The organism is Salinicola tamaricis (assembly GCF_003006155.1).
Classification (GTDB): Bacteria; Pseudomonadota; Gammaproteobacteria; order Pseudomonadales; family Halomonadaceae; genus Salinicola; species Salinicola tamaricis.
Map to the genome: position 1 here is coordinate 2,678,470 of NZ_CP023559.1, position 25,771 is coordinate 2,704,240.

Annotated in this window: 23 protein-coding genes and 3 pseudogenes; 16 read left to right on the top strand and 10 right to left on the bottom strand. The window is 68.0% G+C overall.

Translation table 11 applies throughout. From position 1 onward, the window contains the following. Positions 1–4 precede the first annotated feature (4 nt). The 10 genes from CN538_RS23000 to CN538_RS20430 all read left to right on the top strand — a co-directional run bounded on the left by CN538_RS23000 (position 5) and on the right by CN538_RS20430 (position 8,014). Positions 5–409, top strand: a complete 405-nt coding sequence (locus tag CN538_RS23000) for a periplasmic substrate-binding domain-containing protein (protein ID WP_242495061.1) — start codon at positions 5–7, stop codon at positions 407–409. A 158-nt stretch (positions 410–567) separates the two neighbouring features. After that, on the top strand, positions 568–1,485 hold the full coding sequence (locus CN538_RS12315) for an ABC transporter permease (protein ID WP_106419615.1): 918 nt from the start codon (positions 568–570) through the stop codon (positions 1,483–1,485). Positions 1,486–1,495: 10 nt separating this feature from the next. Further along, positions 1,496–2,455, top strand: coding sequence for an ABC transporter permease (locus CN538_RS12320; RefSeq protein ID WP_106419616.1), 960 nt, complete (start codon positions 1,496–1,498; stop codon positions 2,453–2,455). Beyond that, on the top strand, positions 2,455–3,477 hold the full coding sequence (locus CN538_RS12325) for an ABC transporter ATP-binding protein (protein ID WP_242495062.1): 1,023 nt from the start codon (positions 2,455–2,457) through the stop codon (positions 3,475–3,477). Before CN538_RS12320 ends, CN538_RS12325 begins: the two co-directional genes overlap by 1 nt. Then, positions 3,474–4,502 (top strand): ABC transporter ATP-binding protein, encoded by a 1,029-nt coding sequence (locus CN538_RS12330; protein WP_242495064.1) that lies wholly within the window; start codon positions 3,474–3,476, stop codon positions 4,500–4,502. Before CN538_RS12325 ends, CN538_RS12330 begins: the two co-directional genes overlap by 4 nt. 196 nt (positions 4,503–4,698) lie before the next feature. Then, positions 4,699–6,123, top strand: coding sequence for a M20 family metallopeptidase (locus CN538_RS12335; RefSeq protein ID WP_106419618.1), 1,425 nt, complete (start codon positions 4,699–4,701; stop codon positions 6,121–6,123). A 73-nt stretch (positions 6,124–6,196) separates the two neighbouring features. Next, positions 6,197–6,484: a zinc-binding metallopeptidase family protein gene (locus tag CN538_RS21170; RefSeq protein ID WP_207233491.1), complete on the top strand. Its 288-nt coding sequence runs from the start codon at positions 6,197–6,199 to the stop codon at positions 6,482–6,484. Between the two features lie 10 nt (positions 6,485–6,494). Continuing rightward, on the top strand, positions 6,495–7,292 hold the full coding sequence (locus CN538_RS12340) for a M20/M25/M40 family metallo-hydrolase (RefSeq protein WP_207233492.1): 798 nt from the start codon (positions 6,495–6,497) through the stop codon (positions 7,290–7,292). Between the two features lie 268 nt (positions 7,293–7,560). Further along, positions 7,561–7,821, top strand: a complete 261-nt coding sequence (locus tag CN538_RS12345) for a hypothetical protein (protein WP_106419619.1) — start codon at positions 7,561–7,563, stop codon at positions 7,819–7,821. A gap of 40 nt (positions 7,822–7,861) precedes the next feature. Continuing rightward, positions 7,862–8,014, top strand: coding sequence for a hypothetical protein (locus tag CN538_RS20430; RefSeq protein WP_164999593.1), 153 nt, complete (start codon positions 7,862–7,864; stop codon positions 8,012–8,014). 78 nt (positions 8,015–8,092) lie between these two features. Here the strand turns inward: CN538_RS20430 and pip are convergent, their stop codons facing one another. Next, positions 8,093–9,049, bottom strand: coding sequence for a prolyl aminopeptidase (pip, locus tag CN538_RS12350; RefSeq protein WP_106419620.1), 957 nt, complete (start codon positions 9,047–9,049; stop codon positions 8,093–8,095). Positions 9,050–9,324: 275 nt separating this feature from the next. Here pip and CN538_RS12355 point away from each other — a divergent pair. Next, positions 9,325–9,705 (top strand): annotated as a pseudogene (locus tag CN538_RS12355) (diacylglycerol kinase). A 26-nt stretch (positions 9,706–9,731) separates the two neighbouring features. On the opposite strand, the gene CN538_RS12360 reads toward CN538_RS12355, so the two are convergent. Together CN538_RS12360 and CN538_RS12365 are read right to left on the bottom strand one after the other, a co-directional pair. Further along, positions 9,732–10,316 (bottom strand): nucleotidyltransferase family protein, encoded by a 585-nt coding sequence (locus CN538_RS12360; protein ID WP_106419621.1) that lies wholly within the window; start codon positions 10,314–10,316, stop codon positions 9,732–9,734. Then, positions 10,306–11,277 carry an XdhC family protein gene (locus CN538_RS12365; RefSeq protein ID WP_106419622.1) on the bottom strand — a complete coding sequence of 324 codons (972 nt, stop codon included), beginning with the start codon at positions 11,275–11,277 and terminating at the stop codon, positions 10,306–10,308. Before CN538_RS12365 ends, CN538_RS12360 begins: the two co-directional genes overlap by 11 nt. A gap of 580 nt (positions 11,278–11,857) precedes the next feature. Here CN538_RS12365 and CN538_RS12370 point away from each other — a divergent pair. Next, the gene (locus tag CN538_RS12370; RefSeq protein WP_106419623.1) at positions 11,858–12,334 is read left to right on the top strand and encodes a MarR family winged helix-turn-helix transcriptional regulator; all 477 of its coding nucleotides are present in this window, start codon (positions 11,858–11,860) and stop codon (positions 12,332–12,334) included. Between the two features lie 53 nt (positions 12,335–12,387). Here CN538_RS12370 and CN538_RS12375 read toward each other — a convergent pair whose 3' ends face one another. From CN538_RS12375 to nadC, 3 genes are all read right to left on the bottom strand, one after another. Beyond that, the gene (locus tag CN538_RS12375; protein ID WP_106419624.1) at positions 12,388–12,711 is read right to left on the bottom strand and encodes a hypothetical protein; all 324 of its coding nucleotides are present in this window, start codon (positions 12,709–12,711) and stop codon (positions 12,388–12,390) included. A gap of 14 nt (positions 12,712–12,725) precedes the next feature. Continuing rightward, positions 12,726–13,544, bottom strand: coding sequence for a hypothetical protein (locus tag CN538_RS12380; RefSeq protein WP_106419625.1), 819 nt, complete (start codon positions 13,542–13,544; stop codon positions 12,726–12,728). A 62-nt stretch (positions 13,545–13,606) separates the two neighbouring features. Next, on the bottom strand, positions 13,607–14,491 hold the full coding sequence (gene nadC / locus CN538_RS12385) for a carboxylating nicotinate-nucleotide diphosphorylase (protein ID WP_106419626.1): 885 nt from the start codon (positions 14,489–14,491) through the stop codon (positions 13,607–13,609). Between the two features lie 139 nt (positions 14,492–14,630). Here nadC and CN538_RS12390 point away from each other — a divergent pair, with 139 nt between their 5' ends. Then, entirely contained in the window at positions 14,631–14,819 is a 189-nt protein-coding gene (locus tag CN538_RS12390; RefSeq protein WP_106419627.1) for a hypothetical protein, read from the top strand. 2 nt (positions 14,820–14,821) lie between these two features. Beyond that, entirely contained in the window at positions 14,822–16,294 is a 1,473-nt protein-coding gene (locus CN538_RS12395) for a sodium:solute symporter family protein (RefSeq protein ID WP_106419628.1), read from the top strand. Between the two features lie 35 nt (positions 16,295–16,329). Here the strand turns inward: CN538_RS12395 and CN538_RS12400 are convergent, their stop codons facing one another. Continuing rightward, on the bottom strand, positions 16,330–17,499 hold the full coding sequence (locus CN538_RS12400; RefSeq protein ID WP_242495066.1) for an MFS transporter: 1,170 nt from the start codon (positions 17,497–17,499) through the stop codon (positions 16,330–16,332). Positions 17,500–17,714: 215 nt separating this feature from the next. On the opposite strand from CN538_RS12400, the gene CN538_RS12405 reads away from it, so the two are divergent. After that, a complete protein-coding gene (locus CN538_RS12405) occupies positions 17,715–19,076 on the top strand; it encodes a carbohydrate porin (protein ID WP_207233493.1) in 1,362 nt (453 codons plus the stop codon). A gap of 3 nt (positions 19,077–19,079) precedes the next feature. Here the strand turns inward: CN538_RS12405 and CN538_RS12410 are convergent, their stop codons facing one another. The 3 genes and pseudogenes from CN538_RS12410 to CN538_RS26365 form a co-directional block, all read right to left on the bottom strand. Continuing rightward, complete coding sequence (locus CN538_RS12410; RefSeq protein WP_242495067.1) at positions 19,080–20,054, bottom strand: GlxA family transcriptional regulator; 975 nt, start codon at positions 20,052–20,054, stop codon at positions 19,080–19,082. A 311-nt stretch (positions 20,055–20,365) separates the two neighbouring features. Then, the gene (locus tag CN538_RS26360; RefSeq protein WP_422917583.1) at positions 20,366–21,532 is read right to left on the bottom strand and encodes a peroxidase family protein; all 1,167 of its coding nucleotides are present in this window, start codon (positions 21,530–21,532) and stop codon (positions 20,366–20,368) included. Continuing rightward, positions 21,427–22,548: pseudogene (locus CN538_RS26365) on the bottom strand (peroxidase family protein); the annotation flags it as partial. The gene CN538_RS26360 and the pseudogene CN538_RS26365, both read right to left, overlap by 106 nt. Positions 22,549–22,786: 238 nt before the next feature. On the opposite strand from CN538_RS26365, the pseudogene glnE reads away from it, so the two are divergent. Further along, a pseudogene (gene glnE, locus CN538_RS12420) lies at positions 22,787–25,732 on the top strand (bifunctional [glutamate--ammonia ligase]-adenylyl-L-tyrosine phosphorylase/[glutamate--ammonia-ligase] adenylyltransferase). Positions 25,733–25,771: the final 39 nt, after the last annotated feature.

Consider the following 25,771-nt stretch of genomic DNA (forward strand, 5'->3'; position numbering starts at 1 on the left):
GGCGATGATCGGCGACCTGCGCAACGTGGGCATCCGCGCCAATCTGCGCTTCATGACCTCGGCGGCGCTGCTCGATCAGCAGCGCAGTGGCAACACCGACATGTCGTTCAAGACCTGGGGCTCCTACTCGGTCAACGACGCCTCGGCCTTCACCAGTGTCTACTTCGGCGGCGGTGCCGACGATCTGTGGCAGGACCCGCAGGTCGAGTCCTGGCTCGAGACCGCCGATACCTCGGTCGACCCCGAGGTGCGCCGCGAGAACTACCGCCAGGCGCTGGCACGGATCTCCGAGCAGGCCTACTGGGCGCCGCTGTTCTCCTACTCGACCTACTACGCCTACACCTCGGATCTCAACTTCACCCCCTATCCGGACGAGCTGCCGCGCTTCGTCGAGGCGAGCTGGAAGTGATCCGGCTGTCGTGAGGCCGCGCCCCGGTCAAGCGCCGGGGCCCCAAGAGCCGCCGCGACGCGCTGGGTGACGAGAGAAGGGTAAGAGAGAAGGGTGACGCAAGCGTCGACGCGAGCGTCGACAGGCGTCAGGAGAGACGGGGAGAGGCGTTTCAGCTTATGGGCACATTCATCGTGCGCCGCCTGCTGGTGGCGTTGGGGGTGGCACTGACCATCTCGGTGGTCAGCTTCATGCTGCTGCATCTGTCGGGGGATCTGGCGACGTCGATCGCCGGGCCGGAGGCGACCGCCGAACAGGTCGCGCAGATCCGCGTCGAGTATGGGCTCGACCGGCCGATCGTGAGCCAGTATCTCGACTGGCTGGGTGGGGCGCTGCAGTTCGATTTCGGGCGCTCTTACTACTACCAGAGCACGGTGATCGACCTGATCGTCGAGCGCATGCCGATCACCCTGACCCTGGGCGGCCTGGCGCTGGGGCTGGCGGTGTGCATCTCGATTCCGCTCGGGGTGGTCGCCGCGCTCAAGCGCGACAGCTGGGTCGACCGCCTGGCGCTGCTGTTCGCGGTGGTGGGGCAGGCGATGCCGAGCTTCTGGTTCGGCCTGACCCTGATCGTGGTCTTCGCGGTCACGCTCAAGTGGCTGCCTGCGGCGGGCAGCGGGGGGCTGGAGCACTTCATCCTGCCGGCGATCGCGCTCGGCTACTACGCCACCCCGGCGATGATGCGCCTGACCCGCACCGGCATGCTCGAGGTGCTGGAGTCGGACTATATCCGCACCGCCCGTGCCAAGGGGCTCTCGACCACCTCGGTGATCTTCAAGCACGCCCTGCGCAACGCCATCATCCCGGTGGTGGCGCTGGCCGCGGTGGAGCTCGGCTTCATGCTCGGCGGCTCGGTGGTGATCGAGTCGGTGTTCTCCCTCGGCGGGCTGGGGCAGCTCGCCTGGGATGCCATTTCGCGCAACGACTACCCGGTGGTGCAGGCGGTGGTGCTGATCATCGCGCTGTTCTACATCGTGCTGACGCTGCTGGCGGATGTCGCCAACGCGGCGCTCGATCCGCGCATCCGTACTCGCTGAGGAGCTCGCCATGACCGTTTCGACTTCGACGACGTCTCGCGCCTCGCGGGCACCCGCCGCCGGCGGCCGTGCCCGCGCGCTGAGCGAAGTACCGCTGCCGCCCACGGCCTGGTCGCGGGTGACGCGCAAGGTGTTCGGCCATCGCGGCCTGGCGATCGGCCTGGCGATCGGCCTGGTGTGTGTCGGGCTGGCAGTGCTGATCGCGCTGTTCGCCCCGCTGCTGGCCCCCCACGACCCCTATTTCCAGGACATCTCCAACCGTATGGTGCCGCCGGTCTGGCACGACAAGGGCAGTTGGACCCACGTGCTGGGCACCGACAAGCTGGGGCGCGACTATCTCAGCCGACTGATCTACGGCACCCGCATCTCGCTCACCATCGGGCTGGTGGCGGCACTGATCTCGGGGGTGATCGGCACCACCCTGGGCGTGCTCGCCGGCTACTTCGGTGGCCGCGTCGATGCCTTCATCAGCTACATCATCACCACCCGCCTGGCGATGCCAGTGGTGCTGGTGGCGCTGGCGCTGGCCTCGCTCACCGGCGGTTCGCTGACCACGGTGATCGTGCTGCTGGGGCTACTGCTGTGGGACCGCTTCGCGGTGGTCTCGCGCTCGGTGACCCAGCAACTGCGCGATGCCGAGTATGTCTATGCTGCGCGCACCCTGGGCTGCTCGCTGCCCTACATCCTGGTGCGCGAAGTGCTGCCCAACATCGCCGGGGCGCTGATCGTGGTAATCACCCTGGAGATGGCCCACGCCATCCTGCTCGAAGCGACGCTGTCGTTTCTGGGCATGGGCGTACAGCCGCCGTTGCCCTCCTGGGGGCTGATGGTCGCCGAGGGCAAGGCCTACATGTTCTTTCAGCCGTGGGTGATCGCGATTCCCGGCGTGGCGCTGTTCGTGCTGGTGCTGGCGATCAATCTGCTGGGTGACGGATTGCGCGATCTCAACGCACCGGGAGGGCGCCACTGATGCCACTGCTCGATGTCCAGGACCTGCGGGTCGATCTGCCGGTGGAAGCCGGCACCCTGCACGCCGTACGCGGTATCGACTTAAGCGTCGAGCGCGGCGAGATGCTGTGCCTGGTGGGGGAGTCCGGCTGCGGCAAGTCGATGACCTCGCTGGCGCTGATGGGGCTGCTGCCGCGGCGTGCCCGGCTCAGCGCCGGGCGCCTCGATTTTGACGGCGAGTCGCTGACGGCGCTCTCCGAGCGGCGGCGCGGCCAGTTGCGCGGGCGGCGCATGGCGATGATCTTCCAGGAGCCGATGACCGCGCTCAACCCGGCTTACACGCTGGGCAATCAGCTGTGCGAGGCGTTCCTGCGCCACCGCCTGGGCAACCGCCGCCAGGCCCGCGAGCGCGCCATCGAACTGCTCGAACGGGTCGGCATCAGCGCCGCTGCCGAGCGTCTGGCGCAGTACCCGCATCAGCTCTCCGGCGGTCTGCGCCAGCGCGTGATGATCGCCATGGCGCTGATGTGCGACCCCGATCTGATCATCGCCGACGAGCCCACCACGGCGCTCGACGTGACCATCCAGGCGCAGATCCTGCGGCTGCTGCGCGACCTGCAGCAGGAGATGGGTACCGCGGTGATCTTCATCACCCACGATCTCGGCGTGGTGGCGCGGATCGCCGACCGCGTGGCGGTGATGTACGCCGGTGAAGTGATCGAGACCGCGCTCACTCAGGCGCTCTATGCCAACCCCAGCCACCCCTATACCCGCGGGCTGTTGAGCTGCATCCCGGCGCCCGGGAAAACGCCACCCGGCAGTCGCCTGCAGGCGATCCCCGGGGTGGTGCCGAGCCTGGTCGGCGAGGTCGAAGGCTGCGCTTTCCGCAACCGCTGCCCGCTGGTGCGCGAGGGGGAGGTCGATGCCGCGCGCTGTGAGCACACGCCCGAGTTGCGCCGCCTCACCGGCGACCACCAGGCGCGCTGCCATTACGCTGAACACCGCGCGGCCACGCGCGTTGCCCAACCGGAGCTGAGCCCATGAATGCGCTATCGTCCCGCGGCGCACTGGCCGATCAGGCTGGCGCCGGCCCTGACACCGACATCGATACCATGCCGGCGCTCGAGCTGTGCGCACTCTCCAAGCGCTACACCCTGGGTGGCGGGCTGTTCAAGCGCGGCCGTGCACTGCAGGCGGTGAGCGAGGTTTCGCTGGCGATTCCGCGCGGCCAGGTGATGGGTCTGGTCGGCGAGTCCGGCTGCGGCAAGAGCACCCTGGCCAAGATGCTGCTGGGGCTGGCAACGCCCAGTGCCGGCGAGGTGCGCGTCGATGGCCGCCCGCTGGGGGACGCCGGGCAGAAGGCGCTGGCGCGGCATATCCAACCGATCTTCCAGGACCCCTATTCATCGCTCAATCCGCGCAAGCGGGTGGCGGCGATCGTCGAATTGCCGCTGCGCGTGCACGGCATCGGCACCCCGCGCGAGCGGGCCCAACGGGTCGCCGAGACACTTGACCTGGTGGGCCTGCCCCAGCGCGCCGCCGCGCAGTTTCCGGGCCAGCTCTCCGGGGGCCAGCGCCAGCGCGTGGCGATCGCCCGGGCGCTGATCATGCGTCCTGACATCGTGATCTGCGACGAGCCGACCTCGGCGCTGGACGTGTCGGTGCAGGCGCAGATTCTCAATCTGCTGCTCGATCTCAAGCAGGAGTTCGGGCTGACCTATCTGTTCATCAGCCACGACCTGGCTGTGGTCGAGCATCTGGTCGACCGGGTCGCGGTGATGTATCTGGGGCGGATCGTCGAGGAGGGCAGCCGCAAGCAGATCTTCGCCGCGCCGCGCCATCCCTACACCCAGGCGCTGCTGGCCTCGGCACTGACGCCGGAGCCCGGGCTGGGGGTGCCGGACATCGGCCTGGGCGACGTCATGCCCGACCCCAGCAATCCGCCCAGCGGCTGCGCCTTTCATCCGCGCTGCCCCAAGGCCCAGGCGCTGTGCCGTGAGAGCCGCCCGACGCTCACCGCGGAAACCACCGGTGTCAGCCGCGCCGCTTGTCACTTCGCCTCGGCCTGAGCGGGTCGCATCACGGTGTTAGGTGCTGTCTGAAAAGTCGACGAGCGAAGGTCAGGCAAGGCAAAAATCGGCGAAAACGCGGAGTTTACCGGGTGTAAATGAGCATCTTGAGTCGATTTTTAACGCCGCATGGGCGAGCGCAGTACTTTTCAGATAGTGCCTAGAGGCTCTTTTTCAGTCTATTCGAGGACACTGCATGTCACGTCAACAAGCGCTCGCCAGCGTCTATAAGGGCTTCGACGAGGGCGAGTTCCGCCGCCAGCTGGCGGCCCGGATCGCGGTGCGCAGCGATAGCCAGAGCGGTGAGGGGGAGGCCGAGCTGGAGCGCTATCTGCGCGAGTGCATCATTCCCGAGCTCGAACGGCTCGGCTTCACCTGGGAGATCGTCGCCAATCCGGAGCCGGGCTATGGCCCGCTGCTGCTGGCCGAGCGACGCGAAGCCGAGGCGGCCCTCTGCGTGCTCAGCTATGGTCACGGAGACGTGGTCCGCGGCTACGATGACCAGTGGCGCGAGGGGCTCTCACCCTGGCAGCTGACGGTGGAGGGGGAGCGCTGGTACGGCCGCGGCACCGCCGACAACAAGGGCCAGCACAGCATCAATCTGGCCGCGCTGGCGGCGGTCATCGAAGCGCGTGGCGGGCGCCTGGGTTACACCGTCAAGCTGGTGCTGGAGATGGGCGAAGAGACCGGCTCGCCGGGGCTCAAGGCGGTCTGCGCGGCCTACCGTGAGCGCCTGGCCGCGGACCTGTTCATCGCCTCCGACGGCCCGCGCCTGGCGGCGGATGCGCCGACCCTGTTCCTCGGCTCGCGCGGGTCGTTCAACTTCGACCTGCGCCTGCGCGCTCGCGAAGGCGCCCACCACTCGGGCAACTGGGGCGGCGTGCTCTCCAACCCCGCGACGCGCCTGGCCAACGCCTGGGCCTCACTGGTCGATGCCGATGGCCGGATTCGGGTCGCGGGGCTGCGCCCACCGGCGATCCCTGCGGCGGTGAAGCAGGCGCTGGCGACGCTGGAAGTCGGCACCACGCCGGGCGACCCGGCGCTGGCCGAGGGCTGGGGCGAGACGGGGCTGACGCCCGCCGAGCGGCTGTTCGCCTGGAACACCCTGGAGCTGTTGGCGTTCAAGGCCGGCAACCCCGAGGCGCCGGCCAACGCTATTCCCGGCGAGGCCTATGCCCACGCCCAGCTGCGCTACGTGGTCGGCAGCGATCAGGAGCACTTCTTGCGCCACCTGCGCTTGCATCTCGATGCCCACGGCTTCGACGATGTCGAGGTGAGTACGGCGCGGGTATCGCAGATGCGCGCGACCCGGCTCGACCCGGACGACCCCTGGGTCGGCTGGGCGCTGGATTCGATCCACGCCTCCAGCGGCAAGACCCCGACGCTGCTGCCCAATCTGGGCGGCTCGCTGCCCAACGATGTCTTCGCCGAGACGCTCGGGCTGCCCACCCTGTGGGTGCCGCACTCCTATCCGGCGTGTTCGCAGCACGCCCCCGACGAGCACGCCCTGGCCAGCATCCTGCGCGAGGGGCTGGGCATCATGGCCGGGCTGTGGTGGGATCTGGGCGAGCAGGGCGCGAGCGTGCATGCCGCACGCCAGGCAATGAGGAGAAGCGTATGAGTGCCACTGACCACGAGACTCGCCTGGCGCAGGCTTGCGACTGGCTGGCGCAGCAGCAGGAGGCGATGGTGGCGTGTTGGAGACGCTGGTGAACATCGACTCCAACAGCTACGACAAGGCCGGGACCGATGCCGTCGCCGACGCCATCGCCGGCTGGTGCGAGGCCGATGGCATCGCGTTCGAGCGCACGCCGCGTGAAGGTTCCGGCGATATCCTCCAGGTGCGCCTGCCGGCGGCCGGCGCTGGCGGGCACGTGCTGCTGATGGGACATCGCGATACCGTCTTTCCCCGCGGCACGGTGGCAGAGCGCGGCTACACCCCCAGGGCGATCTCGCCTTCGGCCCCGGGGTCGCCGACATGAAGGCGGGGCTGTGCTCAATCTGTTCGTGCTGCGGGCGCTCAAGCGTGCCGGCGGGCTGCCATTCGCGGTGCACGCGCTGTTCACCGCCGACGAGGAGATCGGCTCGCCGGACGGCACCGCGTTCATCCGTGCCGCCGCCGAGGGCGCGCTTGCGGTGTTCAACGCCGAACCCGGGCGGGTCAGCGGCAACGTGGTGACCGCGCGCAAGGGCGGTGCTGCTTTCCGCATCGAGGTCAGCGGGCGCGCCGCCCACTCGGGGGTGAGCCATGCCGATGGCGCCAGCGCGATCGAGGCGCTGGCGCGCAAGATCGTCAAGCTGCACGCGCTGACCGACTATGCCAGCGGCGTGACCACCAACGTCGGGGTGATCGAGGGCGGCGTGTCGCGCAATACCGTGGCCCCGGCGGCGAGCGCACAGCTCGACACCCGCTTCGTCGACAACGCCCAGCGCGAGACGCTGTTCCAGGCCATCGCGGCGATCGTCGCCGAGGAGGAGATCCCCGGCACCCGGGCCACGCTCACCCAGACCTCCGGCTTCCTGCCGCTGGAGCCTGCGATGAGCGCGGCGCTGTTCGCCCGCTACCAGGCCCAGGCGGCGCGGCTGGGCTTCGCCGTCGAGGGCGAGTTCACTGGCGGCTGCTCGGATGCCGGCACCACCGCCAGCCTGGGCGTCCCCACGCTGTGCGGCACCGGGCCGGTCGGGGCCAAGATGCATACCGACGAGGAGTACTGCCGGCTGGAGACCTGCGTGCCTCGGGCCCAGGCGGTGGCAGCGACGATTCTCGATCTGGCCGCCGCTTCGGAGTGATCCCGCGAGACCTCCGCGAGGTACTTGGCGTAACGTGGAGTTACTTACCGAGCGCGTAATGTTGCAGATTGGAACCAAATAGGCGCTCAAGGCGGCTCGAGCGACGTCGGGCCGACGTCGATCGGGCGATATACTCGTCGAGGTATCCGCACTCGCGGATACGTGATGCAGAGCGTGTGCCAGCAGCAGGCCCGTCTCGCAAGCGGGCGCAACAGCGTCGGTGCACGTGGCGATATTCTAAAAATCATCTCATGCCAGGGAAATTCCGATGTCGACCATCTCCGCTACCGGCAATACCCCCTCGAATGCTGCACCCTCGTTCTCGACGTTCGAGGATCGCTTGACCTCGAGCCAGTCCAGCCAGCTGCTCGCCGATTACGTCAAGGCGCATGGCGGCGCGGTCTACAAGCGTGACCTGGAGGCGCTCGCCAGCAATGCCGGCGGTGACACGCCGCCACAGGTCTCCGCCGCGGCCAGGTTACATGCTCAGCCATCCGGACGTCTATACCGCCATCGAGACGCTCGATAACCCTAACGGGATGGCCTCTCCGGCCACTGGAACTTTGCCGATGCCGCCAAACGGTGCGCTCGGCAGTACCGGCGCGCTGGCCGATCTCAAGGATGTCTTCGATCGCGCGATCGCGAGTTCCGCGGAGATCACCAAGCTCACCACCGAGAAGAAGACCGGGCTCGACGCGACCAAGCAGCGCCCCCAGAACTGAGACGCCGCGTCTCACGAACAACGGGAAGGCGCTGCCTCCCGTTGTCCGCGTTTCACGGTCGCACCCCTTGGTCTCGGCTCAGGGGCGCTCGGCGAATCGATCGGTCGCCCGCACCAGCGCGGCCATGATCTCCGGTTCGCTGAAGGCGTGACCTGCCGCCTCGATGATCTCTAGGCTGGCATCCGGCCACGCCTTGGCCAGCTCCCAGGCGTTCTGGAGCGGACAGATCATGTCGTAGCGGCCGTGGACGATCACCCCGGGAATGCCCGCCAGCCGGTCGGCCTGGGCCAGTAGCTGACCGTCGTACTCGAAGAAGCCCTGGTTGATGAAGTAGTGGTTCTCGATCCGGGCAAAGGCCAGGGCGAAGTGGTCGGCGGCATGGGACGCGCTGGCGTCGACGGGCACCAGTCTCGAGGTCTCGCCCTCCCACACACTCCAGCGTCGGGCGGCTTCGAGCTGGCGTTCGACATCGTCGCCCATGAGCCGCGCGTGGAAGGCGCGAATGACATCGTCACGCTGCGACTCGGGCAGGATCTCCACCAGCCGCTCCCACTTCTCGGGGAACATGTGGCGTGTCCCGTGCTTGTAGAACCAGTCCAGCTCCTGCTGGCGCAGGGTGCAGATGCCGCGCAGCACCAGCTCATTGACGCGAGCCGGATGCCGCTCGGCGTAGGCAAGCGCCAGCGTCGCCCCCCACGAGCCTCCGAATACCTGCCAGCGCTCGGCCCCGATCATCTCGCGCAGTCGCTCCATGTCCTCGATCAGATGCCAGGTGGTGGTGTTGTCGAGGCTGGCATGCGGCGTCGAACGGCCACAGCCGCGCTGGTCGAACAGCAGGATGTCGTAGCGCGCGGGGTCGAACAGCTGGCGGTGGATCGGATGGCAGCCGCTGCCCGGGCCGCCGTGGAGGAACACCACCGGCTTGCCGTTCGGGTTGCCGCAACGCTCCCAATAGACCTGGTGGCCGTCACCGGTATCCAGGTGACCGCTGGCGTGGGGTTCGAGTGGCGGATAGAGCGGGTGGGGGGCTGGCATGAGGGATCCTGTTGGCAAAGTGACGCGGTACTGTCTCGGTATCGTGGTATGCGTGTCATGCCAGCATAAGGGGCGGGCGGACCCAGGGGCGAGAGATCAGAGACCAGAGACCAGAGACCCTCGACCCTGTGATAGACGCCCGGTGCCGACGTCATGCGGCTCTGCTACCATCGTCGACACTTTTCTCGACGGCCGACTCCGCTGCACCGGAGCGCGTCGACGCTCACTTCGTTCTCGATCGAGGGCGGTCGTCGTGGCGACCGCGACAGGTTCCGATGAAATCAAGTTCGCGCAAGACCGGCTTTCGCCACCTGATCCACTCCACCGGTTACTCGCTCGCTCAAGGGGCTGGTCGCCGCCTTTCGCAATGAGACCGCCTTCCGCCAGGAGCTGGCGCTGTGTGCGGTCCTGGTGCCGTTCGCCTGGTGGATCGGCAAGGACCCGGTGGAGTGGCTGGTGCTGGTGGGTAGCTGTGTGTCGTGTTGATCGTCGAGCTGCTCAACAGCGCCGTGGAGACGGTGGTCGACCGTATCGGTCCGGAGCACCACGAGCTTTCCGGGCGCGCCAAGGATATCGGCTCCGCTGCGGTAATGCTGGCGCTGGGCATGGCCGCTACCACCTGGGGCCTGCTGGCGTGGGACAAGTTCGCCGGCTGACGCACGCGGCACCGTTCAGACTCCGCCTAGCCGGGCAGGTCCTGGGGCCGGTCGATGTCGCGCCAGATGCCAGGGTCATCGAGCTCGAGTGTGACCACCGCGTGGCGGTGTCGGGCGACCACGGCGCGCGCACCTTCGCCGGTCTTTAGCTGGGCCAGCGCTGGCCACCAGTGGCGGCCGAAGATCACCGGGTGCCCGCGCTGGCCGGCGTGGCTGGGCACCACGATCGCCGTGGCGCTGGCCCGGGCGTTCAACTGTGCACAGCTCGCCGTGCTCAGCCATGGCATGTCGCCGAGGATCACCGCGGCCGCGGTGGCGTCGGGCGCGCACACCAGCAACTGACGAAAGGCGTCGCCCAGGCTGGCCCCCAGCCCATGGGCGGCCGCGGGGGCGCTCAGCACCGGCGTGTTCGGCGCCAGGCCCAGGGCGGCGGGTGTTTCATCCGGGCGCAGCACCACGTAGTGACGCGGATAGGCTTTGGCGGCCGTGGCCAGAGTGGTGGCGAGCAGGGTGCGGCCGTCGGCCAGCGCCTGGCGGCGCTTGTCACTGCCGAAGCGGCGGCCGACTCCCGCCGCCATGACCAGTGCCACCAGCGTCGGCTCAGAGCGCATCGCGCGCCTTGCCCCGGCGCACCCGCAGCACGTCGGCGACCACCGAGAGGGCGATCTCGGCCGGGGTCTTGCTGTCCAGATCGAGACCGATCGGCATGTGCAGCCGGGCGATGTCGTCGGTGCTCAGCCCGCCGGAGCGGGCCAGGCGCTCGGCGCGCTTGTGCGAGGTGCGCTTCGAGCCCATGACGCCGATATAGAACGCCGGGGTGCGCACCGCCTCGATCATCGCCAGGTCGTCGATCCGTGGGTCGTGGGTCAGCGCCACCACCGCGGTGGCAGCGTGGCAGGCGCCGCTGGCGATGAACAGCGAGGGCAGCACCGCCTGCACTTCGACCCCGGGCACGGCAAAGTCGCGCCGCGCCTCCTCACGTGGGTCGCAGACGATCACCTCGAACCCCAGCGCCTGGGCGAACTCGGCGCAGAAGCGCGACACCGGCGAGATGCCGGCGATGATCAGCCGCAGCGCCGGGCCCAGGCGCAGACGCACCTCGTCGCCCTCGCGCGCTACCCGCGGGCCGTTCTCGGCGGCGGCGGTGAAGCGCCGCCGGCCGCTGGGCAGATCGATCACCCGCACCAGCGAGCGCTGGCCGAGCAGCGTCGCGTGCATCACTTCCAGTTGGGTCAGGGTCTCGGCATCCGCCGGTAGCCGCTCCACCAACACGTCGAGAATTCCCCCGCAGGGCAGGCTGACCTGGGGCGATTCGTCGGCGCCCTCGCCGTAGCGCACGACCGCGAGCGGGTCGGTGAACTCGCCGGCGGCCACCCGAGCGAGAAAATCCTCCTCGACGCAGCCGCCGGAGAGCGAGCCGACATGGCTGCCGTCGGCCTGGGCCACCAGCAGCGAGCCGGGCTCCCGCGGCGACGAGCCAAAGGTGGCCAGTACGCTGCACAGCCACACCGTCTCGCCGGCGTTGGCCCAGCGCAGCGCGGTGTCGAGCACTTGTAGATCGAGGTGTTGCATGAACTTGGGAATCCTTTCCTGCGCTGGCGTCACCTAGGCACCGTCTGAAAAGTACTGCGCTCGCCCATGCGTCGTTAAAAATCGGCTCAAAATGCTCATTTACACCCCGTAAACTCCGCGTTTTCGCCGATTTTTGCCTTGCCTGGCCTTCGCTCGTCGACTTTTCAGACAGCACCTAGGCGATCGCCGCTTCCTGAGGACGCTGCGCGGTACCCGCCCGGCGCTGTGGCGGGTGGTGCGGCGCGCGTCGAATGGGCGTGTAGCTTACACAATAGTCTAGGCACATGACCCCGACGCTGCCCTCTGTGCCCGTCGACTTTTCCTACACGACTAGGCCGATGGCTTACAGAAATGGGGGTAAAAACCTTTTATTATTCTGGGTGAGTTGCACATTTATTCGACAATCATCCTGGCGTCGTGGCCAGGCGCCATGGCATGTCGGCGCCCGCGCGGCAGCCGGCGCCAGGGAAGGGTGCCAGCGAGGCGGCGGTCTAGTCGAGTGCGCGTAAGCGGTTCTGCCGCTACCGCCGATGACCAGATGCGCCCGCCGCGACGACCGGGAATCGGGGAGCCAGACGCCATGCTGCATTACCATTCGGCGGCCACAGGGATTGCTACAGACGAGGCCTACGGCGCCCAGGAAGAAATCGACTTCTGCGAGCAGGTCGGCCACCTGCTGCGTCGGGCTTACCAGCGCCACACCGCGATCTTCCAGCGCGAGAGCTGCGACGAGCAGTTGACGCCGATCCAGTTCGTGACCTTGAGCAAGATCGCCGAACGCGGACCCAGCGCGCTGAGCGAGCTGGTCCGGGTCACCGGGATCGACCCGGCGACGATCCGTGGCGTGATCAAGCGGCTCAAGGGGCGTGACTGGGTGACACTGACCTCGGATCCGCGCGACCAGCGCAAGGTGATCGTCGAGCTCACCGCCGCTGGGCGCGAGCTGCTGGCGGCGATGACCCCGCGCGCGCTCAAGGTGTCCGAGGAGACCATGGGTAGCCTCAACCCGGCCGAGCGGGTGGCGCTGATGCATCTGCTGGTCAAGATCAACGCCTGAACCCTGTCGTCGTCTGGCTGGGTTGCATCTCGAGCGTCAGGTCTCCGGCGCACTCAGGCGCCGCCGGTGACCTGGGCGCAGAAATCCTCGAAGCGGCCGCTGTAGTAGTGCTCGCGCGGCCAGCCGATACGCGGCAGATAGAAGAACATCTCCTCCAGCCGCGACTTGATGGTGGCGTGGTTCTTGGTGTCGATGACGAAGACATGCTTGCCACGGGCGTCGTGCGGGCTCTCCGCCAGCTGGCGCAGGATGAAGCGCACCAGCGAATCTTCCTGCGGCATGCTGTAGCCCACCACCACCAGCACGTCAGTCTCGCGCAGTAGCCTTACCGCCTTGGGGAAGACCTGGTGGAAGTAAGGCTCATCGTAGTCCTGCACCTGGGAGGGCAGGATCAGCAGCGGCGGCTCCTGGCGAATCTCGGCGTCGCTGCGCTGGCGATACTCGAAGTCGAACCCCTCCAGCGTAGGCAGGATCTCGAACCCGCGTTGATCTTGATCACGTTGCGGTCGACTGTGCGCGGCAGGTGCTCCCAGATGGTGCCGCCGCAGATGCGCTGCGGCGTGACCCCGCGATAGAGGCGACCGAACACCGGTGCCTGCTGGCGGTAGACGCGTTCGAGAATGGTCTCGATGGTGAAGTCGTAGTTGGTGGTCAGAAAGTGGTATAGCGGCCAGGCGTCGCCCAGCCCGGCGCGGTCGGCGCGATCCTCCAGCGCGGCGAAGAAGTCGGTGATCGCGCGCTGTTCGGCGCTGACCTCGGTGGCGCTGAAACGCAGCGTGGTGTCGTCGACGTTGTGGATATCACAGGCGGCGGTGAAGCGGCGCATCACCAGGGTACGCAGCTCATGGATGCTCAGGCGCAGGTTCTGGTCATCGAAGTAGCGGTTGCGGATATCGGGGTAGCGCACCTGCATGTCGAGCACGTAGCGCAGATTCTTGAAGCGCTCGAAGTCGAGATGGCGATAGTCCTCCCAGCCGATCACGTGCATCACGTGCTGCAGGTTGGGAAAGTCGCGGATATCGTCGAGATCGATGGCGAACAGCTCGCCGTCGGTGGGCGAGCGCCGGTCCCACGCCTTGGAGAAGCCGGCGCCGCACCAGAAGGTCACCACCGGCGGCTTGCGCGGGCCGTTGGCATCCGCCAGCAGCTCGTCCATCAGCCGGCCGAAGGCCGCTACGGTGTCGGCGTTGTTGATGCCGGTGCTCGCCATGCACTCGTTCCTCCTGTCTGCTCGTGCGGGTCCTGTCTAACCAAGCGCGGGTGGCCGCCGGGTCAGGTCGCGGCTGCGGTGTCTTCGTCGAGGCCGATATCCACCGCCGGCGCCGACTGCGTCAGCCTTCCCACGGAGATGAAGTCGACGCCGCTTTCGGCAATCTCGCGGATGGTTTCCAGGCGCACGCCGCCGGAGGCCTCGAGCAGCGCGCGCCCGGCGACCTCGCGCACCGCCTGGCGCATCTCGGCCGGCGGCATGTTGTCGAGCATGATTACGTCCGCCCCGGCCTCCAGCGCCTGGGTGACTTGATCGAGGCGGTCGCACTCGACCTCGATGCGCGTGAGGATCGGCAACTGCGCACGGGCGCGGGCCACCGCGGCGGCGATGCTGCCGCACACCGCGATATGGTTGTCCTTGAGCATCACCCCGCTATCCAGCCCCAGACGGTGGTTGCGGCCCCCGCCACAGGCGACCGCGTGCTTCTCCAGCATGCGCAGCCCCGGGGTGGTCTTGCGCGTGTCGACCAACTGGGCGCCGGTGCCGCTGATACGCTCGACATAGCGTGCGGTCAGGGTAGCGATCCCGGCCAGGTGCTGGATCAGATTGAGCGCGGTGCGCTCCACGGTCAGAATGCTGCGAGCCGGCCCGGCCACGTGCATCAGCGGCGCGCCGGCCTCGACGTCCTCGCCGTCGGCCACGGCCGGGCTGACCGCGATGCGCGGGTCGTAGCAGGTGAAGGTGCGGGCGGCGGCGGTGACGCCGGCCAGGCGCATCGGTTCGCGCGCGCGCATGACGAAGCGGCCGCTGGCATCGGCGTCGATCATGAGCGTCGCGGTCAGGTCCAGGTGGCCGATATCCTCCGCCAGAAAGGCGCGCAGCTGGGTCTCCAGGCGCAGGGGGTCGAGTTGCCAGCCGTGGGGCTGGGCGGCCCGCGTCTTGGTCATGCGGTGTCTCCTTGGGGCAGGTGCAGACATCGGCGCCACATCGAAAGCTGTCGCCAAGGGTAGAGCACTCGGGGCCGGGATTTCCGGGTAATATCACGCGTGATTGACGCGACATCACCAATGACAAAGAGGGGGCGCGATGCGTACACGGGGCTGGAAATGGGTGGTCTGGGGGCTGGTGCTGGCTTGCTACGTGGTGCCCTATGGGCTGCTCAGCGGGGTTCGGGCATGGTACGGCAGCTTTCTCTTCTGGGCCTTGGTGGGCGTGGCGGTGATCGTCTGCAACGTGATGATGACCCGCGATTTTCGTGACGGCCCGGAGGCGTGAGCATGAGTCTTCAACTGATCTGGACGGCGGTGGCGGTCTATCTGGTCGCGGGGTTGGCGATCGCCTGGCTGTCGCGCAGCGCCGCCACCAACGGCAGCGGCGTCGACATGAGCGGCTACTTCCTTGGCAATCGCCGCATGAACGGCTTCGTCTCGGCGCTCAGCTACAGTGCCACCACCTACAGCGCCTTCATGATGGTGGGGCTGGCGGGGCTGACCTACGCCGGCGGGGTGGGCGCCTTCGGCTTCGAGATCGTCTACTTCGCCGGGGTTTCGTTGGTGGCGATCTTCGGCCCGCGCTTCTGGGCGGTGGGCAAGCGCTTCGGCTATGTCACCCCCAGCGAGATGCTCGGCCACCGCTACGCTGACCGCCGGGTCGCCGTGGTCACCGCGGTGGCCAGCTGCCTGTTCCTGATTCCGTATGCCGCGGTACAGCTCGCCGGGGTCGGCTATCTGCTCGCGGGCATCAGCGGTGGGGCGATTCCGTTCACCACCGGTGTGGTGGTGGCGACATTGCTGGCGATCCTTTTCTCCTATATCGCTGGCATTCGCTCGGTGATGTGGACCGACTCGCTGCAGGCGCTGTTCATGATCGTCGCCTCCACCCTGGTGGCGCTGCTGGTGGTGCACTCGCTGGGCGGCTTCGCCACGCTGTTCGACACCCTCGCGGACGAGCATCCGGCGGCGCTGACGGTTCCGGGGCCGGGCCTGTTCAGTCTGACCACCTTCCTCGGGCTGACCATTCCGTGGTTCTTCTTCAGCCTCTCCAATCCGCAGGTGAGCCAGCGGCTGTTCATGCCCGCTTCGCTCAAGTCGATGCGCCAGATGCTGATCGGCTTTCTGGTGTTCGGCTTCATCTACACTCTGGTCTCGGTGCTGTGGGGCTTCTCCGCGCTGGTCGCCTTCCCCGACCTGAGCCAGTCGGACCTGGCCACGCCGACGCTGCTGGCCTCCACCCATGTGCCGCCGCTGCTCGGGGTGGTGGTGATGGTGGGCATTCTGGCGGCGGCGGTGTCGACCATCGATTCGATCATGCTGACGCTCTCCTCGATGCTGTCGCGGGATGTCTATGCCAACCTCGCCGAGGGTGCCAGCGAGGCGCGCCAGCTGCGCGTCGGCAAGTGGGTGCTGCCGCTCATCGCGGTAGTGGCGTTTCTCTTCGCCGAACTGCAGCTGAGCCTGATTGCGGTGCTGTCGGTGGCGGCTTCCACCGGGCTGGTGGTGATCGTGCCGGCGATCATCGGTGCCTTCTACTGGCGCCGCGGTACCGCTGCCGGGGCGCTGGCCAGTATCCTGGTCGGCGGCCTGGCGGTGATCGCGCTCTACCTCAGCGGGGCCAAGCCGCTGGGGCTGCCGCCGGGAATCTGGGCGCTACCGCTGGCGAGTGCGCTGTTCGTCGGGGTGAGCCTGCTCGGCCGCGCGCCGAGCGAGCGGGCGCAGGCGTTCCTGGCCGCCGCGAGTGGTACGCGCTCCTGAGCCGTGGGGGGTCGCCCGCGCCGCACGCAGGGCGATCACCAGCAGCAGTAAGACCCCGGCAGCAGCCACAGGTTGAGCTGCTGCCAGCCGAGCCAGGCGTTCAGCGGGCCGGCAGCCAGGGCCGAGAGGCTGGTCAGGGCGAATACCGCGCAGTCGTTGATGGCCTGGACCCGTGGCGCCTCGCCGGCGCGGTAGTGGGTGGTGAGCCAGGCGCTCGCGGGCAGGAAGGTGAAGTTCCAGCCCAGGCCCAGCAGCCCCAGGCCGAGGGCGAAGGCCCACACCGCCGGGGTCAGCCAGGCACACAGCAGGCTGGCGAACAGGCACAGCGCGCCGATGGCGATCATCCGCGCATGGCCCAGGCGCCGGGTCAGGCGGCCGGTGATGAACGAGGGCGCAAACATCGCCAGCATGTGCCACTGGATGACCTCGGCGACGGCGCCGAAATCGTGCCCGGCGTGGCTCATTGCCAGCGGTGTCGCGGTCATCGCCAGGTTCATCACCGCATAGCCCAGGGCAGCGCAGGCGATCGCCGCCGGCAGCAGCGGCTGGCGCAGCAGCTGGCCCACTGGCCGTGGCGGCGGCAGCGGTGTGGCCCGCGGCGTCACCGGCGCGAAGCGCAGCGTCGACAGCAGCCCCAGTGCCGCGAGATAGAGCCCCCCGAGACCCATAAAGCTGCCCAGGAAGGGCGTCGCCAGGGCGTCCCGCAGGTGCTCTGCCAGCCAGGGCCCGGCTAGCGCCGCCACCACGCCCCCCGCCATGACCCAGCTCAGCGCACTGTCGCGCAACGGCTCGGGGGCCGCTTCGAGCGCCGCGAAGCGGTAGAGCATGCCGACGCCGATACTCATGCCGATGGCGAAGGTGCCCAGATTGAACAGGCCGAAGTGCGCCTGCACCAGCGCCAGCAGACAGGCGGCGATGCCCGCCAGCCCGACCAGATTGCCCAGCACGAAGGTGCGCTTGCGTCCCAGGTGTGCAGTCAGCCAGCCGGCGGGCAGGGTGGCGGCGGTCAGCCCGAGTAGCTGCAGCGCCACCGGCAGCGTGCTCCAGCCGGCGCTGGGTGCCAGACGCGCCCCGATCAGTGGCGAGGTGGCGATCAGCAGCACATTGCCGCTGATCAGCAGTGCCTGACACAGGGTCAGCCCCCAGACGCTGGGCGGCAGGCGCGGATGACGCGCAGATCGGGTGGCGAGGGCGGTGGGGCGCATGGGCGGCTCCTGAAGGTCCAGGCTGTGAGTGTCTGCCGCCCGAGTTGGGTCGACAATGACCGCCATGCCACCCAAAACGACCACGCGCCTGGTCCCCACCATTCCTATGGGAATATTAGACGACAAGGGTATTTCCGTTGCCTATTCCTGGGACTATGATAAAGCGCTTATCGATAACGCGCTAACAAACGACAGGGCGAATCATGGACGGAGCAATGAGTGGCATCAGGGGTGCGGCCGGCGGCGAAGCGATGAGGGCGGCGCGCGTCAGGGAGAGTCAGCAAGGCGTTGGGCGGCGCTGGCGGCTGCCCCTGGCGGCACTGGCGCTGATGGCGGGGACGCCAGCGGCCCAGGCCTACTCAGCCTTCGCCGCAGACTCTCCGCATATGTTCGGCGACTGGGGCGGCCAGCGCACGGCGCTGGAAGCGGCCGGGGTCAGCTTCGACTTCGACTATGTCGGCGAAGCAGCGACCATTCTCGATGGCGGCTACCGTGACAGCCACGTGACCAAGTACGCCGATCAGTTCGCGCTGGGCGCCAATCTCGATCTCGAGCGCCTGCTGAGTATTCCCGATGCCGAGTTCCAGGTGACCCTCACCAACCGCAATGGCCATAGCGTCAACGATCGCCTGAGCGACCCCGGTGCCACGGTGGGTGGATCCAGCGTGCAGGAGGTTCAGGGGCGCGGCCCGGTCACACGCCTGACCCAGTTCTGGTATCGCCAGCGCTTCCTCGACGATGCGCTCTCGATCAAGCTGGGGCGCATTCCCTTCGGCGACGATTTCGCCACCATCGACAGCCATTTCCAGAATCTGGCCTTCGGCGGCGCCCAGCCGGGCAACTGGGGCAATGACATCTACAACTGGCCGATCTCGCAGTGGGCGGCGGTGGTCCGCGCCAATCTCGCCGCCGACTGGTACGTCCAGGCCGGTGTGTTCAATCTCAACGACAGCAACCTCGACAACGACCACGGCCTGGACCTGCACCACAGCGGCACCCAGGGCACGATGTACCCCATCGAGCTGGGCTACACGCCCACGGTCGACGGCATGGCCGGTACCTACAAACTCGGCTTCTACACCCACGACGTCGACAACCGCGCCTATGGCGATGGCCCCGCGACACGCACCAGCGACACCAACACCGGGCTCTACTATGTGATCCAGCAGCAGGTGACGACCCATGGCGGCGACGCCAAGCGCGGCCTGACGCTGTTCAGCATGGGTAACACCAATCACGGCGACACCGCGGGGATCGATCGCTATGTCTCGATCGGTGCGACCTACCAGGGGCCGTTCGACGCCCGCCCGCAGGACGATGCCGGTATCGGACTGGCCTATCTGCACGTCAACGACGACGTCAACGACTACATCGACTACTACAACGCGACCCCCGCCGGCTCGCTCACGCCGCTGCCGCGCCAGGGCCACGAGTACGACGCCGAGCTCTACTACAGCGTCAACCTGACCGGCTATCTGAGCCTGCGGCCCAACCTGCAGTATGTGGTCTCGCCCTCGGCGGTGGATTCGGTCGATAACGCTTGGGTGTTTGGGACCACGGTTCAGGTCAGCTTCTAGCCGCTACTTAGGCCTGGCGGTGCTCACCGGGGCCGAAGCGGGCGCGGTAGTAGAGAGACTCGGCGGTAGACCGTAGTGGCGCTGGAACAGCCGCCTGAGCTGCTCGCCGCCGCCCAGCCGACAGTGCTCGGCGATACGCGGCAGCGGTGCCGCACTCTCGGCCAGTAGGCGCCGCGCCTGCTCTAGCCGCAGGCGGGTGAGGAAGTCGCCCGGGGTCATCCCTAGCTGACGCCGGAACAGGCGCTGGAAGTGGCGCGGGGTCACCGCCATGCGTGCGGCCAGCGTCTCGGTGTCCCACGCCGCCAGCGGGTCGCCGATCACCGCGTCGACCACCTGGCGCAGGCGCCCGTGGCTGTCGAGCTGGCAGCGCAGGCCTTCGCTGAACTGGGCCTGATCGCCGGGGCGATGCAGGAACATCACCAGCTCCCGCGCCACCTGGCCGGCCAACGCCTCGCCCTGGTCAGCGGCGACCAGGGCGAGGGCCAGGTCGATCCCCGCGGTGATGCCGGCGCTGGTGTAGATACCGTTGCTGCACAGATAGAGCGCTTCGGCGCGCACCTGGATGGCGGGGAACTCGGCAGCCAGACGCGCGGCGTGGCGCCAATGGGTGGTGGCCTGGCACCCGTCGAGCAGGCCCGCCCGGGCCAGGGCGAAGGCGCCGGTACAGATCGAGCCGACCCTGGGGGTGTGCGCGGCGCGGGCGGCCAAGGTATCCAGCACGGCGGTGCTCAACCGATGCACGCCGTGGCCACCGGCGATCAGCAGTGTGTCGCCGGCCGGCGTGGTGTCGAGGGCGTGGGTCGCGACCAGCGTCATGCCGCCGTTGGTGACTACAGGGCCGGGCTCGGCGGCGAGCAGGCGCAGCCGATAGCGCGGCTCGCCGGCTGCTTCATTGGCGCTGGCGAACACCTGCCACGGGCCGCTGGCATCCAGCAGTTGGCAGTCGGGGTAGACGAACAGATCGAGCGTGTGGGCCATCGACGGCTCCCGGCAGTGAAGGGCCAGTCTCCCTCGTTGCCTCTATGTCGGCAATGACTGTCGGCCCACCGAAAGCGACACTCTATGAGCGTGATACTCAAGGTAAGCAACGCTCGCTGTTGTCACCGACACCGAGGCGATGACTCGAAGCGTAATCGCCTGGGATGGTGGGTACATCAAAACCGCCGGGAGCGGTTTTTAACGTCGCGTAGCGACGGGCCGAAGGGTGCCCGCCAGGGATGGCGGGCATCAAAAAGCCGCCGGAGACACTCCGGCGGCGTTGTCTAGCGGGACAGACGCTAGGGTCGCGCTCAGGTGAGATCGAAGCGGTCCAGGTTCATCACCTTGGTCCAGGCGGCGGCGAAGTCGTGGACGAACTTCTCCTGGGCATCGTCGCTGGCATAGACCTCGGCCAGTGCGCGCAGCACCGAGTGCGAGCCGAAGATCAGATCGTTACGGGTGGCGGTGTAAGTGAGACTACCGTCGCTGCGCGAGTGGCCTTCGAACAGCTCGGCCTCGGCATCGACTGCCGTCCACTCCGTGCCCATGTCGAGCAGGTTGACGAAGAAGTCGTTACTGAGCACGCCGGGGCGCTGGGTGAGCACGCCATGATCGGCGCCGTCGTGGTTGGTGCCGAGCACGCGCAGGCCACCGATCAGCACGGTCAGCTCCGGAGCGGTCAGGGTCAACTGCTGAGCCTTGTCGATCAGCAGCGTCTCGGTGGGCACGTTGAGCTTGCCGCGCTTGTAGTTGCGGAAGCCATCGGCCAGCGGCTCCATCACGCTGAAGGCGTGGATGTCGGTCTGATCCTGGCTGGCATCGACCCGGCCAGGGGCGAACGGCAGGCTGAGGTCGACCCCGGCCGCCTTGGCCGCCTGCTCGATGCCGACATTGCCGGCCAGCACGATCACGTCAGCCAGTGAAGCCTTGCCGGAAGCCGCCTGGATCGCCTGCAGCTTGGGCAGGGCGCCGGCGGCGATACGGTTGACCGCCCAATCCTTCTGCGGGGCCAGGGCCAGGCGCGCACCGTTGGCACCACCGCGCTTGTCACCGCCGCGGAAGGTCGAGGCCGAGGCCCAGGCGGTGCCGACCAGCTCGGCCACCGACAGCCCGGCATCGGCGATCTGCTGCTTGACGCATCGATGTCCGCGGGCGCTCGGCTGGTGGCTCGGGGCCGGCAGCGGGTCCGCCAGACCAGCTCTTCCTGCGGCACTTCCGGGCCGAGATGCGCGCCTTGGGCGCCCATGTCGCGGTGGGTCAGCTGAACCAGGCGCGGGCGAAAGCGTCGGGAATGCCTGCGGATCTTCGAGGAACGCCGGGAGATCTTCTCGAACTCCGGGTCGAAGCGCAGCGTCAGGTCGGTGGTGAGCATGGTCGGCTTGCGCTTCTTGGCCGGGTCGAACGGATCCGGGATCGACGCTTCGGCATCCTTGGCTTCCCACTGGATCGCGCCGGCCGGGCTGCGGGTCTGCTCCCACTCGTAGTTGAACAGGTTCTCGAAGAAGTAGTGGCTCCAGCGCGTCGGCGTCTGGGTCCAGACGACTTCGATCCCCGAGGTGGTGGCGTCGGCACCCACGCCGCTACCGTGGGCGTTGTGCCAGCCAAAGCCCTGGGACTCCAGCGGCGCGGCTTCCGGGTCGGCGCCGATGGCCTCGGAGGGGCCGGCACCGTGGGTCTTGCCCAGGGTGTGGCCGCCGGCGATCAGGGCCACGATCTCCTCGTCGTCCATTGCCATGTTGCCGAAGGTGGCGCGGATCGCCGGCGCTGCCGAGAGCGGATCGCCGCTGGCGTTGGGGCCTTCGGGGTTGACGTAGATCAGCCCCATCTCGGTGGCCGCGAGGGGGTTGTTGGCCAGGGTCGCCGGATCGCGATGGGTCAGCCACGCCTTCTCGTCGCCCCAGTTGACGTCGAGGTCGGGTTCCCACACGTCCTCGCGGCCGCCGGCGAAGCCGAAGGTCCGGAAGCCGGAAGACTCCAGCGCCACGTTGCCGGCGAGCACGATGAGATCGGCCCAGGAGATATGCTGGCCATACTTGCGCTTGACCGGCCACAGCAGACGACGCGCCTTGTCGAGACTGACGTTGTCGGGCCAGCTGTTGAGCGGGGCGAAGCGCTGCTGGCCACGCCCGGCGCCGCCGCGGCCGTCGACCAGACGATAGGTACCGGCGCTGTGCCACGCCATGCGGATGAACAGGCCGATATAGGAGCCCCAGTCCGCCGGCCACCAGGCCTGGGATTCGGTCAGGGTCTTCTCGATATCGGCCTTGAGCGCGGCGTAGTCGAGCTTGGCGAACGCGTCGCGGTAATCGAAATCGCTGTCCAGCGGGTTGGAGCGCTCGGAGTGCTGGTTGAGCAGGTCGACACGCAGCTGATTCGGCCACCAGTCACGGTTGCTGGTGCCGCCACCGGCTGCCTGGGTAGTACCGCCGCCGTCGCTGACGGTGGTGCCGGACTGGCCGGAAAACGGGCACTTGGATTCGGCTTGTTGTGACATCGCTTCTCTCACCTCTCTGGTCTTGTCGGTCGCGCTATCGCTGCCCGGCGTGGTCGCCGCCGCTGTGCCTCGGCTCGGGCTGGCATCGAGATTACGATGCGCTATTCGATAACAGAAATTAAATACTGAAACAGAGTCGATAATATTTGCCTATGGCAAAGGGGCTGGCGTGTCTCCGATTGGGCTGGGCGCCGGCTGCGGTTATGCTGGGCGGGCCCGCTTTCACCGGAGTGTCTTCATGTCCCTGCCCGCCGACTGGTTTCCCGCGCTACCGATCCCGGAGGCGCTGAGCGCCGCCCATACCGAGGTGCTGAGCGCGCTCGAGGCGACGTATGCCCGCGGCGACGAGGCGTGTCGCGAGGCCTGGCTGGGCCTCGACGAGGACCAGCGGCGCACGCTGGTGCGCACCTGTCTGCTCTCGGAGTTCTTCCGCGAGGGGCTGTGCGCACATCCCGAGCGGCTGGTCGAGTGGCAGGAGAGCGGCGAGCTGAAGGCGCCGCTATCACCCCGCGGCCTTGGCCCAGGCGCTCGCCACACAGTTGGAGGCGGCCACCGACGAGAACGCGCTGCACGCCGCGCTGCGCCGGTTCAGACAGACACGCATGCTGGCGATCGTATGGCGCGATCTCGCCGGGGCCGAGATGTGGCAGACCGCACAGGCGGTTTCGCATCTGGCCGAAACCTGCCTGGAGGGGGCGCTGGCGTGGCTCGAAGCCTTCTACGCGGGGCGCTGGGGAACGCCACAGGCGCGCGCCGACGGCACGTCACAGCGCCTGGTGGTGCTGGGTATGGGCAAGCTCGGCGCCGGTGAGCTCAACCTCTCCTCGGATATCGATCTGATCTTCGCCTTTCCCGAGAAGGGCACTACCCAGGGTGGTGAGCGCGCCTACGATCACCAGCATACTTCACCAAGCTGGGGCAGAAGCTGATCGCCGCGCTCGACGTGATCACCGCCGACGGTTTCGCCTTCCGGGTCGACATGCGTCTGCGCCCGCTGGGCGACGGCGGGCCGCTGGTCGGCAGCTTCAACGCGCTCACCGCCTACTATCAGGATCAGGGCCGTGAGTGGGAGCGCTACGCCATGCTCAAGGCGCGTCCGGTCGCCGGCGACCGCGAGGCGGGGCGTGCGCTGCTGGCATCGCTGGCGCCGTTCATCTATCGCAAGTATCTCGATTTCGGGGCGATCGAGTCGCTGCGCGAGATGAAGGCAATGATCCACCGCGAGGTGAAGCGGTTGGGGCGCGATGACAACATCAAGCTGGGTCGCGGCGGTATTCGCGAGGTGGAGTTCGTGGTCCAGGCGTTCCAGCTGATCCGCGGCGGCCGCGATACCGAACTGCAAGTGACCTCGCTGCGCCTGGCCTTGACGCGGCTGGTCGAGCTCGAGCTGCTGCCTCCGGCGGTGGTCGATGAGCTGCATGACGACTACGTCTTTCTGCGCGACCTGGAGCATGCGCTGCAGGCGCGCCACGACCGCCAGACCCAGCAGCTGCCGGAAGACGCCGAAGCGTGTGCGGCGCTGGCCATGGCCATGAACCTGGCCGATTGGACGGCGCTGCGTGCCGCGCTCGACGCCTGCCGCGAGCGGGTGCGCGGCCACTTCGATGCAGTGGTGGCCGACCCTCAGGAGGAGTCGGAGGCCGACGAGCCACTGCCCGATCAAGCGCGGCTCGAGCGCTGGAGCCAGCTATGGCGGCGCGAGCTGGACGAGTCCCAGGCGCAGCAGATGCTGGAGGCGGCCGGTTTCACGCTGCCTGACGCCTGGCGCCGGCTCAAGGCGTTCCGCGACTCGCGCGGGGTGCAGGCGATGCAGCGGATCGGCTTCGAGCGCCTCGAAGCGGTGATGCCGCTGCTGCTCGAGGCTCTGGCCGAGAGCGCCACGCCGACCACTGCGCTGGAGCGGGTGCTGCCGCTGATCGAAGGGGTACTGCGGCGTACCGCCTACCTCTCGCTGCTGCGCGAGAACCCGCAGGTGCTGCCGGGGCTGATTCGGCTGTGTGCCGCCAGCCCGTGGATCGCCGAGCAGTTGGCGCGCCACCCGATCCTGCTCGACGAGCTGCTGACGCCTGACACGCTCTACTCGCCCGCCGACAAGGCGCGCCTGGCCGACGAACTGCGTCAGACCCTGGCGCGGATTCCCGAAGAGGACGAGGAGAGCTGGCTCGACGCCCTGCGCGTGTTCAAGCAGACCCAGGTGCTGCGGGTCGCTGCCTCGGACATCGCCGGCGCGCGGGTATTGATGAAGGTCAGTGACTATCTCACCGCGATCGCCGAGGTGATCCTCGATAGTGTGCTGCAGCGTGCCTGGCGCTCGCTCACCGCGCGCTACGGTGAGCCACGCCCACGGGAGGGGGCGGACAAGGCCGAATTCCTGATCGTCGGCTACGGCAAGCTTGGCGGCATCGAGCTGGGCTACGGCTCGGATCTGGATCTGGTGTTCCTCTACGATGCCGCACCCCATGGCGCTACGGATGGCGCCAAGCCGATCGACAACGTGGTCTTCTTTACCCGGCTCGGCCAGCGCATCATCCATCTGCTCACGGCGACCACCCCCAGCGGCACACTCTACGAAGTCGACATGCGCCTGCGCCCCTCGGGCAATGCCGGACTGCTGGTCTCCTCGCTCGACGCCTTCGCCGACTACCAGCGGCGGGAGGCCTGGACCTGGGAGCACCAGGCGCTGGTGCGGGCGCGGCCGGTGGCCGGGGGCGCGGCGCTGGCAGCATCCTTCGAGGCGGTGCGCCGCGAGGTGCTGGGGCGCGAACGTGACCCCGCCGAACTGCGCCGGGCGGTGGCCGAGATGCGCGCCAAGATGCGCCAGCATCTGGGCAGCGCGGCAGGCGAGACGGATACCTTCAATCTCAAGCAGGATGCCGGTGGGTTGGTCGATATCGAGTTCCTGAACCAGTACGCGGTGCTGGCCTGGGCCTGCGCCACTCCGGCGCTGCTGGAGGTCACCGACAACATGCGTCTGCTGGATGCGCTGGCAGAGAGCGAGCGCCTGCCCGAGGGTGACGTGCGTGAGCTGCAGGCGGCCTATCTGGCTTACCGCGACGCCAGCCATCGTGCCGCCCTGGCCAAGACCGGCAGCGACGTGCCGGCGGCCGATTTCGACACCGAGCGTGCTCGGGTCCAGGCGCTATGGAAGGCATGGATCGAGGCGGAGGGCGCTGCGCAGGGGTGATACCGCGCCGTGGGCGAGGCGCCAGGTGGAGCAGGGCGA

Bases quoted from the DNA above. Each gene is read 5' to 3' on its own strand.
- CN538_RS23000 (WP_242495061.1), top strand. From the start codon at position 5: ATGATCGGCGACCTGCGCAACGTGGGCATCCGCGCCAATCTGCGCTTC.
- CN538_RS12315 (WP_106419615.1), top strand. From the start codon at position 568: ATGGGCACATTCATCGTGCGCCGCCTGCTGGTGGCGTTGGGGGTGGCA.
- CN538_RS12320 (WP_106419616.1), top strand. From the start codon at position 1,496: ATGACCGTTTCGACTTCGACGACGTCTCGCGCCTCGCGGGCACCCGCC.
- CN538_RS12325 (WP_242495062.1), top strand. From the start codon at position 2,455: ATGCCACTGCTCGATGTCCAGGACCTGCGGGTCGATCTGCCGGTGGAA.
- CN538_RS12330 (WP_242495064.1), top strand. From the start codon at position 3,474: ATGAATGCGCTATCGTCCCGCGGCGCACTGGCCGATCAGGCTGGCGCC.
- CN538_RS12335 (WP_106419618.1), top strand. From the start codon at position 4,699: ATGTCACGTCAACAAGCGCTCGCCAGCGTCTATAAGGGCTTCGACGAG.
- CN538_RS12345 (WP_106419619.1), top strand. From the start codon at position 7,561: ATGTCGACCATCTCCGCTACCGGCAATACCCCCTCGAATGCTGCACCC.
- CN538_RS20430 (WP_164999593.1), top strand. From the start codon at position 7,862: ATGCCGCCAAACGGTGCGCTCGGCAGTACCGGCGCGCTGGCCGATCTC.
- pip (WP_106419620.1), bottom strand. From the start codon at position 9,049: ATGCCAGCCCCCCACCCGCTCTATCCGCCACTCGAACCCCACGCCAGC.
- CN538_RS12360 (WP_106419621.1), bottom strand. From the start codon at position 10,316: ATGCGCTCTGAGCCGACGCTGGTGGCACTGGTCATGGCGGCGGGAGTC.
- CN538_RS12365 (WP_106419622.1), bottom strand. From the start codon at position 11,277: ATGCAACACCTCGATCTACAAGTGCTCGACACCGCGCTGCGCTGGGCC.
- CN538_RS12370 (WP_106419623.1), top strand. From the start codon at position 11,858: ATGCTGCATTACCATTCGGCGGCCACAGGGATTGCTACAGACGAGGCC.
- CN538_RS12380 (WP_106419625.1), bottom strand. From the start codon at position 13,544: ATGGCGAGCACCGGCATCAACAACGCCGACACCGTAGCGGCCTTCGGC.
- nadC (WP_106419626.1), bottom strand. From the start codon at position 14,491: ATGACCAAGACGCGGGCCGCCCAGCCCCACGGCTGGCAACTCGACCCC.
- CN538_RS12390 (WP_106419627.1), top strand. From the start codon at position 14,631: ATGCGTACACGGGGCTGGAAATGGGTGGTCTGGGGGCTGGTGCTGGCT.
- CN538_RS12395 (WP_106419628.1), top strand. From the start codon at position 14,822: ATGAGTCTTCAACTGATCTGGACGGCGGTGGCGGTCTATCTGGTCGCG.
- CN538_RS12400 (WP_242495066.1), bottom strand. From the start codon at position 17,499: ATGCGCCCCACCGCCCTCGCCACCCGATCTGCGCGTCATCCGCGCCTG.
- CN538_RS12405 (WP_207233493.1), top strand. From the start codon at position 17,715: ATGAGTGGCATCAGGGGTGCGGCCGGCGGCGAAGCGATGAGGGCGGCG.
- CN538_RS12410 (WP_242495067.1), bottom strand. From the start codon at position 20,054: ATGGCCCACACGCTCGATCTGTTCGTCTACCCCGACTGCCAACTGCTG.